The sequence below is a fragment of the Parabacteroides gordonii MS-1 = DSM 23371 genome, assembly GCF_000969825.1.
In the GTDB taxonomy this organism is placed as follows: domain Bacteria; phylum Bacteroidota; class Bacteroidia; order Bacteroidales; family Tannerellaceae; genus Parabacteroides; species Parabacteroides gordonii.
This window is the reverse complement of sequence record NZ_KQ033920.1, coordinates 85,955-101,919: the sequence shown is the minus strand read 5'-3', so window position 1 is coordinate 101,919 and position 15,965 is coordinate 85,955. Positions and strand designations below refer to the sequence as shown.

The following is a 15,965-nucleotide window of genomic DNA, read 5'->3' as shown; positions in this document are numbered from 1 at the left end:
AATAATTTATTTTTCAAGTTAATAAAGGGATATCTCCCCCAGCCCTGCACGTCCTTCCGAGACATCCTCGATGGTTAAACGGAGATATTTTATTTCACGGTCTACCGTCATCGGCTTAAATTCCCAGCCGGTACATTCCCGTTCGTAAAGAGGTTCCCAATGTTCGCCGTCACGGGAAGTTTCTACTTTATGTTTGTAGGAAGAACTGTCTTTCTGGAAAAGGATACGGCTGGCCGCTACATAAACCGGACGATCCAGGGACAAGGTAACCACCTGTGGGAGTTTATCTTCCCCTGCGATCCACCAGGTATGATCGTCGTTATCTATTATATTTGATGCGGGGTAACCGTTCTGGCTACTACCGACCTGTACGGAAGCGATCTTTAAACGAGGTCTTTCCAGCATACGTTTTTGCCAGGAAGATGGCTTCACGATTACATTATCTTCCTCCTTACCGGTAAATGCGATATGTTCTCCATCCGGCAGGTAAGAAATTTCAGCGGGAACTGTTCTAACTTCGGCTTTCCCGGCAGATAGTCCATCTGCTGTAGCTTCTACCGTTATGTTTCCGGCTTTCTTCGTTGTCCGTATAAAAGCAAAACCGATACCACCTTCCACCTTTTGCGGATTGATACCGATACGGCTGATCGTGTCGCCTATCAATGTGCCTTCACCGGATACCTTGATCCGTATCTCCTGTTGAGAATTATAGACTAAAGAACCATTTTTATCGCAGACCTTTACATAAACGGGAATCATATCCGAGCCGTCTGCTACGGGAGTTATGCCATTGGTTTTAATATCGACAACCAAATGATCCGCCTTTTCCGGTGTCGTCACGTTATGGGTGGCTACTACTTTTCCATCTGTCAAGGCTTCCGCTCTCAATGTACCGGCTTCATATGTCTCGGCATTAAAGATAAAGGCAGGGCTTCCTCCTTTTTCTACGATCGAACGCTGGAATGGGGTTCTTTCCTCCCGCGTTTGTTTTCCTATCAGTTTATCGTTACGGTATAACCTGACCTCATCACAATTAGAAAAGACCGTAATATCTGTCGTGGATGAACTAAAATCTTCCGAAGCATTATAAGAGGCGATAAAAACCATCGGGCCTTCATATAATCCCGGCTGGGAAACAGATTGATCGCGCATACTCTGCAACATGAAATAGCTGAACTTCGGATAACGGTTGATGTCGACCACACCGCTATACATCGTTTCATCCTGGCTCCCCCGCGCGTAATCATTGTAACTCCACACGAAATGCCCTCCCATGTGTGGATTGGCATCCAGCATACACCAGTCGAAATATCCCTGTCCGTTCAGCTGCTCGATACGGCTACGGCACTGGCGCATCTGTTCTTCTTCATTCTCTTTCAGGCTGACACGCGGCTTCTCTCCTACACCGTCGCCCCATTCACGGGTAAATAAAGGCTTGACCGAAATAAAATCTTCGGGATAATTGCTCATCACATCACCATCTTTCGGAAAGCGGGATACCTGCTTATAAAAGACATCGTAATAGGGTTCCATATCAGCATGCCCGAAATAATCGCCAGCAGTGTACATCTGGTCACCCGGATACTCCGCATGGGATAATTCCTGTATCTCTTTTGCCAGGGAAACCGGATAACGGGACTCGTTCAATGCCGTTTCCCAAAGCACAACCGAAGGATGGTTCCGGTCACGGCGGATCATCTGCCGCCCGATATCATAAAGGCGCCTGATAAACGTAGAGTCGGGATTGTAGAACTGCCAGCCGGGGATACATTCGACAACCAGCAAGCCATATTGGTCGCAAGCATCCAGAAAAGCCGGATCAGCCGGATAATGGGCGGCACGGACGGCATTATAACCTCCGCGTTTCAGGTCGATCACATCCCTGGCCTGCATCGAGTTGGAGGCTGCATCTCCTATATTAGCATAAGCCTGGTGACGGTTAGCTCCGCGCATGTACAGTTTCTCCCCGTTGATGAAAAAACCTTCTTCCGCTGTATAACGGATCGTACGGATACCGATCTTTTTATTTGTTTCATCCAGCACTCTATCTCCGGATAATAATTGCGTCTGCAACGTATAGAGATAAGGTGTATAAGGATGCCATAAGGTTGGGCTGTCGATAACCAAGTCCTGTTCCACAGTCTCGTCCGATTGTTTTAGCAGGCGTACCGGAGTCTCTGTCTGAGCAACCACATGGCCTGTGGTATCCCTTAACCGGGAAAGGATTGTCAGATCCTTATATTCGTCCGTCAGGTTACGGATATGCGTAGACAGATGCGTTTTTGCCCGTTCTTTGGTGACTTCCGGGAAGGTGACGAACTGTCCTCCGCCGGCTATGATATTTTCCTGCAAAGGATCTGTTATGTAGACCTTATCGGTGATCACCATGCTTACATCCCGGTAGATGCCGCTATAATAATAAAAGTCCATCTTATCCTGCGGCTTTCCCGGAGGTGTCAGCGGATCATATTCGGCAGAGACGCGGACAGCGAGTATATTGTTTCCATCCCAATTGATACGATCCGTGAGGTCTGCCACAAATCCCATATAACCGCCGTGATGCGTCGTTATCTTTTCTTCGTTCAAATAGACATCGCAGTTTGTCATGACACCTTCAAAAGAAACGACAATGCGTTTACCCTTATATTCCGCCGGTAGCTTGAAATAACGGCGATACCAGCCAATGCCGTCATAGATTGAATTTCCGCCGCAATGCTTTGTCTCCAGTTGCATGATATGGGGTATAACGGCAGGCATCCAGCCGGAGTCATCCAGGTCTGTCTTATATCCTTCTTCCACATCGCCCCGGTAGAAAGCCCAATTGGTATTCATATCCAATACCTGCCGTTCGGGGGAAGAGGAACTGCATCCGTATCCGGATAGAAAGCTGGTGAAAAGCAGGATAAAACAGAGTGATTTATAATACTTCATATGATTCAAGTGTTTTTCTTTACAAAAGAAGGGATATATCAGAAATAATCCAATATATCCCTTAAACTAGTTAGTACGATATATCCAATATCTATTAATAACCTGTATTCTGCTTCAGTTTCGGATTTTTATCTATCGCATCCTGAGGAATTGGTAAATAACGGTTATTGACTGTAAAGCTACGGTTTTCAATGAAAATATCCGTACCTGTTATAGTTGCCCGTTTATAAGGATCGGACTCTTTATAATTAACAGTACCCGCCATACGTTTCAGTTCACCGTTCAGAACTTTCTCTGCGACCATTTTACCATTCTCATCTTTCCAACGTAAGATATCCGCACGTCTTAAACCTTCCCCTGCAAGTTCAACAGAACGTTCACGACGAATTAACTCACGCAATTTATCTTTTGTATTATATTTTCCTTGATCTACATCAGGCATACCAACCCGATTCCTGATCTGATTCAACAATCCATAGATCTCGGCAGAAGGACCGTTCAATTCATTTTCGGCTTCCGCATAAGTTAGAAGAACTTCTGCATAACGGAATATGATCGGACAAGCATTGGTCGCCCACATATCGGCATATTGGGATTTAGGTCCCAGATATTTATACCATGTCAGGGATGTTTTCGATGCATTTTCTGCACCACCTGGATTATTGGGATTATCAACTAATTCACCATTTGCATTCTGTGCCTGCTTATCCAAAGAATTATAAATGCTATTATTCCAATCCTGACCGGGAAAAATAACAGTCATTGCCATACGAGGATCACGACCGGCAAAAGGATGAACCGGGTCATAATTTTTAGACTCTTCTTTTGTTAATCCGTCATTCATCTCATACATATCTACCAGGTTGTGTGTCGGCACAATTGAAGACCATCCTCCATCTCCATTATTATACATTTGGCCGATAGTAGATAATGTTTTCAGGTTTTCAATATATTGGACTGAAGCAATGATCTCCTTTGAATTCTGCCCTACTACCATAAACAGATTGCTATAACTTGAATCCAGTTCATACATATTAAGAGCCATAATAGCTTTTGCTGCATCTTTGGCACGTTCATAATCACCATAATATAATGCAGAACGCATTTTAATAGCTAATGCAGTTCCTTTTGCAATATATCCTCTTGCAGCAGGAGCATCTTTTAATAAAGGAATAACGGCATCAATTTCATCATAGACAAACTTCTTCACTTCTTCTTCCGTATTACGAGGAACCTGAGCGTCTGCGGCTGATTCAAAAGACTCGATAATAGGTATTCCGCCATACCACCAATTCTTATCGAAATACAGATATGCACGAATAGCTCTTATCTGTCCGATCATATCGTTCTTTTTATTTTCATCAGCAAACTCTATCTTATCGATGTTTTCCAAGAAATTGTTGCAACGACGGATCTTATCGAACTTATACATATTATTTACATTTCCTGAAGCCGTCATACCACCATTACCAATCAGTTTCCAGTTTTCCCAGGGAAAATTATTATAGCCAATATCAGAAGCACAATCCAGATAAAGAATCTGCTCTGCATCTGCCCAACCATCATAACAACCGATCAAAAACTTTTCCGCATCGGCTTCTGTCTGCCACGTTGTGCTCGGAGAAAGTGAATCATAAGGAATTGTATCCAAAAAATCAGAACAAGAAGTATTTAATAAAGATACTCCTGCCAATATATAAATTAATGTTCGTTTCATAAAACTATAAGTTTAAGCATACTGTATTTAGAAAGTCAAGTTAACACCAAAAGAATGTGTCTGTACCAGTGGATAGTTGGAAGCTCTTTCAACTGTTATTTCCGGATCGACATTGATCAGCATATTACTTATTGTAAACAGATTTTCCGCAGAATAATATACCCTGAGACTTTGAACGCCTAATGGTTTTATCCAATTCTGAGGGAATGTATATCCAAATTGCAGGTTTTTCAAACGCAAATAGCTTGTATTTTGTAACCAGAAGGTCGATACATAATTTGAATACATACTCGGAGAACTTGTTGCATAAGCTATACGTGGCATTTTCGCATCTTGATTCTCGGGAGTCCATGCATCCAGCCAAGCTGTAGACGGATGTGAGTCATCACCTTTAAAATAACCAACACCATCATCTGTCAACAACATACGACCTCCTGCAGCACCAGTAAACATCAATGAAAGATCAAAACCTTTATATCCACCTGTTAAATTCAGCCCATAAGTATAGGAAGGATCAGAAGAGCCACTGATTTTACGGTCATCACTTGTTATTTTACCATCCCCGTTTGTATCTTGATAAATCAAATCACCTCCCTTAAACTTAGATGTACCAAACGGGTAACCATCCTGTCCGGAATACTTATCCATCCAAGCCTGTGCTTCTTCGTCAGAACTAAAGAAACCTTTAGCTTCATACATATAATATGAATTCAAGCGTTCCCCAACAGTTCTGTACTTATTATCATTCTTCGGATCCTTCATTTCAGAAACACCACCCAGATCTAATATCTTATTTTTATTATAAGAGAAATTACCTGTTGCTCCAAACGCCCAGTCTCCCCATTTGTTATTATAGCTCAAAATAACTTCAACACCGCGGTTCACCATAGCACCTACGTTATCTTTATAAGCTTCTAAACCAAACTCAGCCGGAACAGGAACATCCATGATAATACCTGTCGTTTTGCGGTCGTAATAATCAATAGTAGCATTGATTTTATTATTGATCGTTGCATCTAACCCTATTCCCCATGTACGAGCTTTCTCCCAGGAAATTGTAGATAACTTATAGTATTTTTGATAATAACCGGAATTGAGCGATCCACCAAACGGATAAGTTGCATCCAATTCATAGGTTCCCATCCAGGGATAATAATCGTCTAAGGCATCCTGATTACCCAGTATACCCCAGGAAGCACGTAATTTCAGATTATTCAACCATCCTTTTGTTCCTTCCATAAAACCTTCTTCATTCATACGCCAGGCTGCAGAAAAAGAGGGGAAATATCCCCAACGATGACCGTCAGCAAAGCGGGAAGAAGCATCTGAACGAATATTAGCCTCAAATAGATACTTGCCGGCATAATCATAGTTCACACGTGCAAACCATGAGATCATTGCCAGTTCACGCGTATACCCTTCATTGGTTTGGGTGGATGCATCCCCTGCATTGATATCTGTCAAATCATTTGTCGGGAAATTCTTACGGTATGACTTATTATATGAATAATTATATTTTTCAGTATGCCAGCCTGCCAATGCTTTCAGGCCGTGCTGACCAAACTGCTTATCATAGTTTAATAAAGCGTCAAACACCGTACGATTCCAGCCATAATAACGATTATCCAAATGATTGGGCTCCGACTCCTTATTCGCATTATATCGGATATACTTTTGGAATTCGACATAATGCTGTTGATCATTCACATAAGATCCTGTCAAAGTGGCTTTTAATCCATCCATGATATCATAATCGGCAGCAATTGTTCCTGAAAAATTCTGATTCTTTCGGTCAACAGTCTGATCTAAGTCCAACCATGCAATAGGATTACCATCCGAAATTGTTCCATAGGTTCCATCATCATAGCGGGAAACAATCCATGGAGCCATACGGTTTAACTGACGGATAATCTGATCTGACGCCGTATCACCACCACCATTATAGCAAGAAGTCGGATCAGAGTAATCATTTTTAATATATGCCAGATTCATACGAACCGTTAATTTAGATGTTAACTTCATATCTAAATTTGTACGTGCATTAAATTGTTGTCTTTCTGAGTTAGGAAGAATACCGTTCTGATGCAGGTATCCAATAGATCCCATATATTTCACATTATCGGTTCCACCGCTAAGATTCACATTATGCGTATGCTGAATACCCGTACGATAAGCTAAATCATACCAATTATTATTGGGGTACGCAGGATCTGTTCCACTTTGGAATTTCTGCAATTCGGTATTATCAAAACGGGGAGACATACCGGCATCCGTCATTGCCTGGTTTAACAATGTAGCATAATCGTACGAACTGATACGATCAACAAGCGTCGTCGGGCTTTGGAAACCGATATTTCCACTATAAGAGATACGCGGCTTACCTGTTTTACCACGTTTCGTTGTAATCAGAATAACGCCATTTGAAGCTTTGGAGCCATAGATAGCAGCCGATGCAGCATCCTTTAATACAGAAATACTTTCAATATCATTCGGATCTACAGAGTTCATCGTCCCCGTCTCGATACCATCAACCAGAATATATGGGTCGGCCGTATTTAATGTTCCGACACCACGAACACGGATCGTTGCACCATCCTGGCCCGGACGTCCCTGTCCGGCAGTAACTGTTACGCCCGGCATTAATCCCTGAATCCCGGAAGAAAGGTTTTGAATAGGACGGCTTTCCAATACTTTACTATCAACCTGAGATACGGCTCCGGTCATATTCACTTTTTTCTGTGTTCCATAACCTACAACAATAACTTCTTCCAGTTTTTGCGTATCCTCCAATAATTTAACCGTCAACATAGATTGTCCGGTATAAGGTATTTCCTGAGTTAAATAACCAATAAAGGAAAGTTGGATAATATCACCGTTCTTCACTTCTAACATGAACTTTCCATCCACATCTGTAATACTCCCAATTGTAGTACCTTTGATTACAACATTTGCTCCTATAATCGGTTCACCTGACATATCAGTAACAACGCCGCTTATAATCTTATTTTGTTGGTTTACTCCGGTAGATTTTACCATATCGTCCGCTTTAATCAATACCTGACGGTCTATTATCTGATAGTTATATCCCGTATTCCGGAATATTTGATCGAGGACTTCTTCTAAGGTAGCATTTTTTAGATTTACACTTGTTTTCCTGTTTACATTCACGTGATTGTCATTAAAGAAAAATGTAAACTCACTATTCCTTTCAATTTCTTTCAGAACTTCAATGATACTAGTGTTCTTTTTATTGATTGAAACTTTGTAATTCTGTGCATAAGTAGATGCTGAAATACAAAAGGCCACAGCCATAGAAAATAAGGTTGTGATTTTCATAATACGAATTGTTTTTCTGAATAACGGGACACAACAATCCCTGTCATTACTTTTTTTCATAACTTTGTATTGTTTTTGATGAATACTTGAATGCAAGTCATTTACTTAGGCTTTTTATGACGCGCATTTTTTCGGAAACTCATGGATTGGAAGGTACTTGCAGGTATCTTCCAATTTTTTTAGGTTAACTGTCTTTTTTATCCATAGGCTATAGAATTAAGTTATTAACTATTTGAGAATTAACATATAATTCTCATTCTTTGTCTTCTTATATTCCAATGGAGAAGATTTCCCCATCATATATAATATACGCTCCAATGATTCATCTCTGACCTTAAAGGTAAAACGATACTTTTCCGCCAAATTCTGTTGGCACATAATCTTACGCCCATACCATTGTTCAAGACGCGGAATAATCATCGACAACTTCTCATTCTCGAAGGTCAGTATCTTTTGTTTCCTCCAGGAGGTATATTTATCTGCATTGACATCTGAAATATAAGTCGAATCGACCTGCTTGTCATATACTATCTTTTCATTGGGTAACAGGATAAATTCTTTCTTGTCTCCCTTTGATTTATTCAGGTCTATTTTCACCTTACCATTCAGCAGAACTATTTCCGATTTACTTTCTATTTCGTAATTAAAAACTTCAAAAGCAGTACCCAGCGCCTCTACATTCATATTTGAAGTATGTACAATAAAGGGTTTATGAGGATTTTTATATATGTCAAAAAACGCTTGTCCATCCAAATATATTTCGCGTGTTTTGCCTGTAAAAACAGCCGGATATGTCAATTTACTACCAGGCCCTATCTGAACAACCGTTCCATCAGGCAGTGAGATAGACTGCATATTTTGAATGCCTGACGTAACGATATAAACCGGAACTTCTTTCCGGTCTTCCTTTAAATAAAAGAACATACTTCCAACTGCCAACAAGAACAAGACAGAAGCTACCACACTATATGTCTTATAAAATAAATACTTCTTTGCATGTGTATTTGTCCAGACTTTCTGACGTATACAATACCATATACGATTACCGTCAGTTTGATCGAAACCGGCTGCATCCGGTGCTGTTTCCCATTGGTTGAACATCTGCGCCTTTACCGGTACATCATTATTCAAGGCACCCCGTTCCTCCTCTTCCAATGCATCATGCATCAGTTTCTTCAGTATATATTTTTTATTATCTTGCTTCATTATCACTCTGCTTTATAATAAATACACCTGAGCACATAGGGCTCCCCTATTCGCTCACTATTTTTTTTCTACTTTTTTTGTAACAAAAGAAAGAAAGGATCTGTTACTATAGAAACAGAGATAATAAAGTAATGTTTTGTCTCAGATATTTTAGAGCTTCACGGATTTGATTTTCAACTGTTTTTTCGGAAATATCCAATAGTTCGGCAATTTCTTTATACGTTTTATTTTCTTTTCGACTCAAATTAAAGATAATCTGACGCCGGGGAGGTAACTCTGCAATCAGCATATCTATGTATTCACCCAGACTTTTGGCTTCGATTTCTTCTTCAATATCGTATGAAGCTTCCATTGCTGTAAGCACAGTCATCTTATAGAAATCTTCATTCACGCTTTTACGATGTTGATTAAAAATCATATTACGAGTAATGATGAACAGTAAACCTTTAAAATTATCTTCCTCACGTATAAAATCACGCGATTCCCATACTTTGATAAAGACCTCCTGGACAACTTCTTCAGCCGCTTCTTTGGTAGTAAGATAAAGCCTGCTAAAGTTATATACCTGTCTCCAGTAATTCTTATATAAAGTAGTAAAAGCGTCTTTATTACTTTGTTTTAGTAATGATATTAGTTTATTATCCTCCATCTCGTATGTTCAGAACAGTATACAAAGATAAGAGAATTATTTTATTGTTAAGAAACAAAAACAAAATATACCCTGTTTATGGTATTTCCCGTAACCCAATCAGGCCTTATCTTTGTTGTATAAATAAGAACAACTAAAATTATAAAAGAATATGGCAAACGTAGCAAAAAAACTGACCGACCTGGTAGGAAACACTCCCCTGTTGGAGTTTTCTAATTTCAATGCAAGTAAAGGATTAAAAGCTAAACTGATCGGAAAACTGGAATACTTCAACCCGGCAGGCAGTGTGAAAGACCGCGTCGCCCTGGCAATGATCGAAGATGCCGAAGAAAAAGGGATCCTGAAACCGGGAGCCACCATCATCGAGCCCACCAGTGGAAATACCGGCGTCGGACTGGCCTTCGTCTCTGCCGCCAAAGGATATAAATTGATACTGACCATGCCGGAAACCATGAGCCTGGAACGCCGTAACCTGCTGAAAGCACTCGGCGCCAACCTCGTCCTCACCCCCGGAGCCGACGGCATGAAAGGTGCGATCGCCAAAGCGGAAGCCTTGCGCGATGAAACACCGGGCTCTGTTATCCTGCAACAATTCGAGAACCCGGCAAACCCGGCCATGCACGTAAAGACAACGGCACAGGAAATCTGGCGCGATACGGACGGCAAGGTCGATATATTCGTTGCCGGTGTGGGTACGGGCGGTACCGTCAGCGGTGTCGGCGAAGGTTTGAAAGCCCACAACCCTAACGTAAAGATCGTAGCCGTAGAGCCCAGCGACTCCCCTGTCCTTTCCGGCGGCAAGCCCGGCCCGCATAAGATACAGGGTATCGGTGCAGGTTTTATCCCCAAGATATATAATGGTAAGATTGTGGATGAAGTAATCCAAGTGGAAAATGACGATGCCATCCGCACCAGCCGCGAACTGGCTCAGACCGAAGGCCTGTTGGTCGGTATCTCTTCCGGTGCCGCCGTATATGCCGCCCTGAAACTGGCCGAATTGCCGGAGAATGCGGGTAAGACAATCGTCGCGCTGCTGCCTGATACGGGAGAGCGGTATTTGTCTACCGTGTTATATGCGTTCGAAGAATATCCGTTGTAAACAGAATTGGAATTCACCTGGTATTATTACATATAAAGATGGGCTACCCTTGAAGGAGGATAGCCCATTTTCATTTATCTTATGATTATCTTCTTTGTTTTCTCTCCCTCCAGCGTCAGGAGATAGACACCTGCGGCCAGATTGTCGATGCGGGTATCTCCTGCCGGAAGCAGGCGCGAAAGGATCAGGCGGCCGGATGTATCGGTGAGATACAGGCGGGTAGCGCGGGGCACGGTAACCAGTAGCAATCTGCCGGATGTCGTAATACGGAAGCCGTCGGACAGTGATTCGTTGCCGGTGGCAACGTCTTTGACAATGCCGGTGATCCCGACCGTTATATCGCTTTGCACATTCGGTATGATGTATTTGCCGGTGGATGCATTCGGGGTAAGCGTCTCACCGCGTGCCGTCACGACCGGATGCGAGTCCTTTCGATACCCTTCGCCGAGCGTAAGCAGGAAGCTGAAGTTGCCCCAACTCTCCACCTCGTAGCTGCCTGCTGCCGGATCGGTTGTCGCGCCCTCCACGGTAGGAAGGGTGACGGTGTAATGAACCGGAGCAGGGTCGTCGGGATCATCTGGAATGACCGGGGGGTTAACAGGGGGTACGGATGATACTTTGAAAGTAGCCGTCACCGTTACGTCGGCGGCAGGCATCACGAAGGTTGTTCCAGTGATGGCTTTCGTTGTGCCACCGTCGGTAGTATAAGACAACGTTTCCTGTTCGTAGCCTTGCGCCGGGGTGACGGTCAGGGTTACGGTTTCGCCCTCAATGGCTTGCGTCTTGTCGGCAGTGACTGTGCCGTTTGCGATCGCAGGATCGATGGCGATGGCATATTGTTTCAGAAGAATGGTAAATGTCCATTCCAGCGCATTGAGATCGTTGGCGGAATTGTAGTTATCGCCTTCTGCAACGTCAATCTTTACGGTATAGGTACCGACTTCAGTCGGATCGACAGGTGCTGTCTCGCTCTCCTTGTAATATTTAAGGGTGATGTTGCCAACACCCATTAAACCGTCGTTAGCTTTAATCGTAGCGGCTTTTTTATTACCATTATAGACGAGATCGGTCGGGGCGGTAAAGGTAAAGTCGGCAGCAGATAAATCAGCTCTGTTGACTGTTACGGCAACTGTCCGCTTAACCTGATGATCAGTTTTATTATAACCAGAGATTCCATTCCAATCATAATTATCATAATCTGTAACAGGATAATAAGCCATATAACCGGAATTAGTCACAGTCGGTACAATCGTTCCGTCCTCCCATTGCCAATCGTCAGTGATTGTTATATCGGATAGCTTTGCTCCGTATGTTACAGGGGATGATGAAGTAACTTCCGGATCTTTCGGATTGCTAGGCTTTGCCTTATTCACTGTGATGGAAAGATTTTCCACGACTGTGTTATAATTCTTTGTATCGGCTGGTGTAAAGGTAGCGGCAAAAGTTTTCGGGGATGAACTTACATTACCTACGGAAGTTTCCGAAGCATTCCAAGCCCAACCATCCGGCAAATTTATATCTGCCAATGTCTTACCATAGGTAACAGATAAGCCAGAAGGTATAATATAGATTGGTGTTGCTTTTTCGATTGTCAAAGTCTTTGTCTGCTCATTAGCAGCCAGGCTTGTTGCCGAGCCGCCATAATTAGCGGTAAGCGTATAGTTGCCTGCATCTAATCCTTGCGTATCAAAGGTAAATGTATATTCGTCTGAACCAGTAACTGTTTGGCGATCGGAATAGTAAGTATTTGTTCCATCCGTCAATGCCAGTTGTACGCTGTTCATGGCGGAGCTGCGGGTTATCGGTGTTTCTGTAACAGTAAGTTTTACTGTTAGTTCCTTATTTTCTTTGGTATAAGTTGTAGTAATATTATTGACATCAAAAGATATTTTAGATGTTTTGGAAGGAGTTGGTTCTGCTTTATTACTAAAAATAAAATATCCATCATTATCATTACCTGATCTATTATACGCAACATCATAGGTTGTTACTTTACCATCTGCACGAATAGCAACCTTATGTGTTGTTCCTGTCATATAAAGATACAACTTATTATCACTATCCGGATGGTTCCCACTAATATAATAAGGAACACCATCTACTGATACATCGGTTGCATTTGCTATTTCGGGAGTAATGCCGAGATAAATATCATTATTATTCTGATTTTTAATAATAGACTTATCAAATGGAAAAACAGTCCAGGGACTACCACATTTTGCATATAAGCTACCTCCATCTATAATTATTTTAGGTGAATTGATTGCTAATCCAGGGCCTGCATTGCCACCAATAGGATTTCCACTACCACCTAATAAATTAATTGTTCCTCCATATATTTCAACTGATTCTGTTGCATTTATAGCATTTCCTCCTTTATTATCATTATACACATCAGTAGGATTTTTAAAAGATTGGCCTTCAATAAAAATATTTCCACCATAAATAATCAGCTTCTTAGTTTCAATAGAATGTATACCTGTTCCATTCTCTCTTTGAGGAATAGTAATTTTTATATTACCTCCATTAATAATAATTTCATCTGAAGTTATCCGACTACCATCTGTATTATTGATTGTTCCTTTGTTTATAATTACTTTAGTTCCAGAAATAGAGAAGTTAGTGAAAGTACCACCATTTATTATTAGATTAAGAATAGAATCTCCATTCCCAGATATTGCACCAGTTCCACCTTTAGCAGCTATAATACCTCCATTAATAATAACATTTTCTCCGAAATAACTACCAATACCATAACCGGAATAATTACCTTTATAGTACCCATATCCATTACCACCATTAGCAATAATTGTTCCGGATTGTATAGTTATATTTCCAGATCCCCAATTTTTCCTTGCTCCAATTCCTGCTCCTGCTTCTCCAGAAGATGTTCCACCGGTAGCTGTTAATTGTCCATCTCCCTGGATAATAACAGATGTACCTTCAGGAACTTCTAAACCAGATGATTTTCCATTTGAAGTTAAAATATTAGTATTTGCCAATGTTATAGTAGCACTTGCATTTTTATTTATATGAAAAGCAGCCTTTCCATCTCCCCATTGATCAATTGTTGTAAATTGTATATCTACATTATCTAATATAATATCTGCCGTCACTCTTTCTTTTATCACAATCCGATCCGTCGTCGTCGTCCCTGAAAAGGTTAGTGCTGTCCCTGTCAGGACAGTATACACATTATCCGCATAAGAATAATCCGTATTTTCTTCCCCTCCTGTAACTGTTAATCCTTCTGCCGCCAGCGTCAGCGGAAGAAACAGGATAGATAAACATAAAATTAATATTGTCCTCATTTTTATTGTATTTGGTTGATGATTATTTGTTAGTGATAAAGGGGTGTGTTACAGGCCGTTTTAGGGCGAGGCTATAACACACCCCCTGCCCCCTCTCGAGAGGGGAAAGGTTACTATCGGCTGATAGTTATTCGATTACGGGGCGGTCGTCTTCGCCACCGCTCGATGGCGGGGTGGTCGGCTGGTTGCTTGCGCCACTGTCGGTTTTACCGCCTTTGGCTTCACCGCTGCGGAGCGAGATCGTGACACGCATCTTGTCGATCAGGGCATTCCAAAAGGCAAAAAGGGTCAGGTAATCCGTATCACCGTCGCGACGAGCCAGGAAATTCAACTGGTCGACCAGTTTATCGTAAGAGACATTCAGTTCACGGCGGGTGATCGGCGTTTTACGGGGCATGTTGCGGCGACCCGTTTCCGTAGCTTTTTTACTAAGGATATTTTTCGCTTCATTGTTGATTATCTGCAATTGGGTAACACGGTCGTCCAACTTAAGCAATTTGATAAGATCCTTATAATCATCCGATTGAAAATAAGCAACGATACTGTCCGTCTTTCCGATAATATCCTCGAAAGACAGATGGCTGATGTATGTAAACTGATCGACAACGATCATCAGGCTGACAGCTGCCGCCACAAAATCGTCGTGCGAATTACTCAGGTCTGCCGCTATCTTCTTGAAAAGTCCGTCGCGCGAAGCATTCAGCCTGCGTTTCGATTCGTTCGACTTCCTGGTATATTCACTCTTACTCAAACGGTTCAGACTATTGTCGAATTGAATGATATTGGCGTCGAAACTCTCGAACTCGGGTTTATAAAGTGAAATATCCCTGTCGGCCCGCTGGATTTCGTTTTTTACAGCGAGACAAAAGGTAAGAAATTCGTTGGCTCTTAACCGTGTCTTAGGGCATGTTTGGATGTTTGCCATAATGTAGATGATTTAATGATTAGTATTTAGTCGGATATTATTTGCTGATAGTATATAATAATAATGTATAGTATCGAAGGGGTACGATGGTGCCGTGCAACGTTGCATTATGTCGCCGTAGGGGTACGACAGTGTTTTGCAACGTTGCATTGTACCGTCGTAGGCCTTCGACAACGTTTTGCAACGGTGAATTGGGTTGTCGTAGGGGTACGACGATGTCTTGCAACGTTGCACCCCGTCGTTGTAGGGGTACGAAGGCATTTTGCAACGTTGCATCGTGCCGTCGTAGGCCTTCGGTAAAATAGCGTATGAATGCGTTATTTCATTCGGGTAGGTGGATGGCTTTATTCGCTCTTTCATCTTTAAGAATACTAGTGTTTTTGATAGAATGACTAGCTAAAACGATCGTTTTTTCTAGTCATTTTTTTCGCAAACAATTAACATACATAAACATTTATGCTGACTTTAATTTTCAACTTGTATTCAGTTGATTTTTAGAAAGAAATATTGAATATTAGTTGTTTTATAAATAATTGTTTTTAACTTTGCGCTAATACAAAATGAGTGACTAGAAAAAACGATCGTTTTTTTTTAGTCACTCATTTTTCACTTATATATAATTGATTTTCAGTATATAGAATAGATAATACCGTCTAAAAATAATTATTGACTATATACTTACACAGTCTTTTCTTTTATGATCGAGTATAAAACAGCGGGTCTTTGATCTCTAATCTTTCCGAAAAAATAAATAGTCAAACATTAAACTAATATCAAAAGAAATACATACC

Annotated in this window: 9 protein-coding genes; 1 reads left to right on the top strand and 8 read right to left on the bottom strand. The window is 41.5% G+C overall.

What is annotated here, in order from left to right:
• Positions 1–18 precede the first annotated feature (18 nt).
• From HMPREF1536_RS17390 to HMPREF1536_RS17370, 5 genes are all read right to left on the bottom strand, one after another.
• A complete protein-coding gene (locus tag HMPREF1536_RS17390) occupies positions 19–2,931 on the bottom strand; it encodes a glycoside hydrolase family 2 TIM barrel-domain containing protein (RefSeq protein WP_028726785.1) in 2,913 nt (970 codons plus the stop codon).
• A 94-nt stretch (positions 2,932–3,025) separates the two neighbouring features.
• Positions 3,026–4,648, bottom strand: coding sequence for a RagB/SusD family nutrient uptake outer membrane protein (locus HMPREF1536_RS17385; protein ID WP_028726786.1), 1,623 nt, complete (start codon positions 4,646–4,648; stop codon positions 3,026–3,028).
• Between the two features lie 27 nt (positions 4,649–4,675).
• The gene (locus HMPREF1536_RS17380; protein WP_225608012.1) at positions 4,676–7,984 is read right to left on the bottom strand and encodes a TonB-dependent receptor; all 3,309 of its coding nucleotides are present in this window, start codon (positions 7,982–7,984) and stop codon (positions 4,676–4,678) included.
• A 228-nt stretch (positions 7,985–8,212) separates the two neighbouring features.
• Positions 8,213–9,190: a FecR family protein gene (locus HMPREF1536_RS17375; RefSeq protein WP_028726788.1), complete on the bottom strand. Its 978-nt coding sequence runs from the start codon at positions 9,188–9,190 to the stop codon at positions 8,213–8,215.
• A gap of 106 nt (positions 9,191–9,296) precedes the next feature.
• Positions 9,297–9,839: an RNA polymerase sigma-70 factor gene (locus tag HMPREF1536_RS17370; protein WP_028726789.1), complete on the bottom strand. Its 543-nt coding sequence runs from the start codon at positions 9,837–9,839 to the stop codon at positions 9,297–9,299.
• A 151-nt stretch (positions 9,840–9,990) separates the two neighbouring features.
• Between HMPREF1536_RS17370 and cysK the strand changes: the two genes are divergently transcribed.
• A complete protein-coding gene (gene cysK / locus HMPREF1536_RS17365) occupies positions 9,991–10,938 on the top strand; it encodes a cysteine synthase A (RefSeq protein WP_028726790.1) in 948 nt (315 codons plus the stop codon).
• A 74-nt stretch (positions 10,939–11,012) separates the two neighbouring features.
• Here cysK and HMPREF1536_RS17360 read toward each other — a convergent pair whose 3' ends face one another.
• From HMPREF1536_RS17360 to HMPREF1536_RS27690, 3 genes are all read right to left on the bottom strand, one after another.
• Positions 11,013–14,249 carry an InlB B-repeat-containing protein gene (locus HMPREF1536_RS17360; protein ID WP_028726791.1) on the bottom strand — a complete coding sequence of 1,079 codons (3,237 nt, stop codon included), beginning with the start codon at positions 14,247–14,249 and terminating at the stop codon, positions 11,013–11,015.
• A 127-nt stretch (positions 14,250–14,376) separates the two neighbouring features.
• Entirely contained in the window at positions 14,377–15,174 is a 798-nt protein-coding gene (locus HMPREF1536_RS17355; protein ID WP_028726792.1) for a DUF6261 family protein, read from the bottom strand.
• Between the two features lie 12 nt (positions 15,175–15,186).
• Positions 15,187–15,534, bottom strand: a complete 348-nt coding sequence (locus HMPREF1536_RS27690) for a hypothetical protein (protein ID WP_147337556.1) — start codon at positions 15,532–15,534, stop codon at positions 15,187–15,189.
• Positions 15,535–15,965 lie beyond the last annotated feature (431 nt).